Raw genomic sequence first — 2,150 nt, forward strand, 5'->3', positions numbered from 1 at the left:
CGGCATGGCGCTGGGCGCGGCGCGCGCGCAGGTGCATGAGAACTACATCGTCGCCCAGACGAGGGATTCGCTCATCATTGTCGACCAGCATGCCGCGCATGAGCGGCTGGTCTACGAGGCGCTGAAGAATGCGCTGCATTCGCGCGCCGTGCCTTCGCAGATGCTGCTCCTGCCAGAGATCGTCGACCTGCCCGAGGAGGACGCCGAGCGGCTGGCATTGCATTCGCAGACGCTGGCCAAATTCGGCCTTGGCCTCGAGCGCTTCGGACCGGGTGCGGTGGCCGTGCGCGAGACACCCTCGATGCTCGGCGAAACCAACGTGCAGCAATTGGTGCGCGACCTTGCCGACGAGATCGCCGACAACGACACGGTCGAGACGCTGAAGGAGCGGCTGGACAGAATCGCCGCGACCATGGCCTGCCACGGTTCGGTGCGCTCGGGCCGGCTGCTCAAGGCCGAGGAGATGAACGCGCTGCTGCGCCAGATGGAGGCGACGCCGGGATCCGGCACCTGCAACCACGGCCGCCCGACCTATATCGAGCTCAAGCTTGCCGATATCGAAAGGCTGTTCGGGCGGCGGTGAGCGTTCCCTGGCTCGTTGCGCAACGGCAGCGGATTACACCTGAATATCATTTCTTTAGATGGTATTTTTTTGTCTTCGGGTTGAGGACATAGTCGTCCGCGCTTGCGAATTTGCCACCTCCAAAATTTACTGAAATGATGTCCTTGCCTCCCTCCACCCATTTTTGCACGTTCATATAAATGGGCGTGGTCGACATACCGGCGTTGCAGTCCTCATCGTCGAACCCGATCTCCTGAACGACTTTCTTTTTCTTCTTGTTGATCACCTGCATTTTCGTCATGCAGATGCCGGCATCGGATGTCGTGTAGATCCCGGCAAACCGGTCGCTGGCCGTTTCGGCCCAGAAGGGAATCTCGACGGTTCCGTCGATCTTGCCCTCGCCGGTATCGTCAAGGCTGGCGACCTTCTTCAGCGTAACGGGAAATTTGTCCGTGTCCTTGCTCCAGTTCCCCGTAGCGCCGCTTTCGCCGACATCGAGGGAGAATGGGCATCCGGCCGTATCGACGGGCGTTTTTGATCCCATCACGAGAACGCGTTGAAATTGCTTGTCGTCCGCAATCTCGCACAGCGTGAGCCTTGAGCCGTCGGCCGTGCCGTAGATCGCGATGGGGCTTTGCTTGGCGTCGTAGAAATAGCTTCCCTCGACAGTGATGCCGCTGCCGAAGTGAGCATATCTCTGCAGCGAGAGATGGACCGGGTTCGGTCCGATCGAACCTTCGTAGTTCTCCACCTGGTACAAGCCCGCGACGGCGTTTTCGGTCGGCATGAGCAAACAGAAAACCGCGGTTATGAACCCTCTTCCCATCCCGATCCCCTCATCAAGTCGGGTCAGGATAGCTTGCCTTACGCCTGCATCACAGAGGTCATCGGTGGCGGATCGCAACTCATCAATCAAGTCGTGAAACGGTGATAACTCTCTGATTTACCGCTTTAAATTCACCACGATGACGCCGCCCAGAGCCAGCGCGCCGCCGAGGATGCCGAGCAGCGACGGCACTTCGCCCAGCCAGAAGAAGCCGATCAGGGCTGAGGTTGGCGAGACGAGATAGAGGAAGTTCGAGGCCCGTGCCGCAGGCAGGCGGGACAGCGCGGTCGCCCAGGCGGCGTAGGCGATCATCGAGGGCACGACGCCGAGATAGATGACGGCGCCGAGACCGGCGGTGTCGGCGACCGCGGCCTGCGAAAACGCTTCCGGCAGGAAGGGCGACAGGCAGAGCGCGCCGAGCACCATGTTGGAAGCCGCAATGGTCAGCGGATGATGGCGGGCAAAGAGCGGCTTCTGGACGATGGTGTTGACGGCCGAGCACAGTGCGGAACCCAGCACCAGCAGCGCGCCGGCATTGAAATGCAGGCCGTTCCCGTCGGCCACCGCGATGATGCCGATGCCGGTGAAGGAGATAATCGTACCGATCCAGGCCATGCCGGAAAAGCGCTCGCCGAGCAGCGCCATCGCCATGATTGCCGTGAAGATCGGGCTGACATTGATGATGAAGCCGGCGGCGCCAGCCGAGACGGTCAGCTCGCCGAAATTGAGCATGGCGGTGTAGAGCGCGACGAAGATCGCGCC

Annotated in this window: 2 protein-coding genes and 1 pseudogene; 1 reads left to right on the forward strand and 2 read right to left on the reverse strand. The window is 61.1% G+C overall.

All coding sequences use genetic code 11. From position 1 onward, the window contains the following. Nucleotides 1–583 (forward strand): annotated as a pseudogene (locus EOA38_RS34530) (DNA mismatch repair protein MutL); the annotation flags it as partial. Between the two features lie 46 nt (nucleotides 584–629). On the opposite strand, the gene EOA38_RS34535 reads toward EOA38_RS34530, so the two are convergent. Beyond that, a complete protein-coding gene (locus EOA38_RS34535; RefSeq protein ID WP_210213010.1) occupies nucleotides 630–1,478 on the reverse strand; it encodes a hypothetical protein in 849 nt (282 codons plus the stop codon). A 27-nt stretch (nucleotides 1,479–1,505) separates the two neighbouring features. Next, nucleotides 1,506–2,150: EamA family transporter (locus EOA38_RS34540; RefSeq protein WP_127301325.1), on the reverse strand; the 645-nt coding region annotated here is incomplete at its 5' end.

It is taken from the genome of Mesorhizobium sp. M1E.F.Ca.ET.041.01.1.1 (assembly GCF_003997355.1).
Taxonomy (GTDB): Bacteria; Pseudomonadota; Alphaproteobacteria; order Rhizobiales; family Rhizobiaceae; genus Mesorhizobium.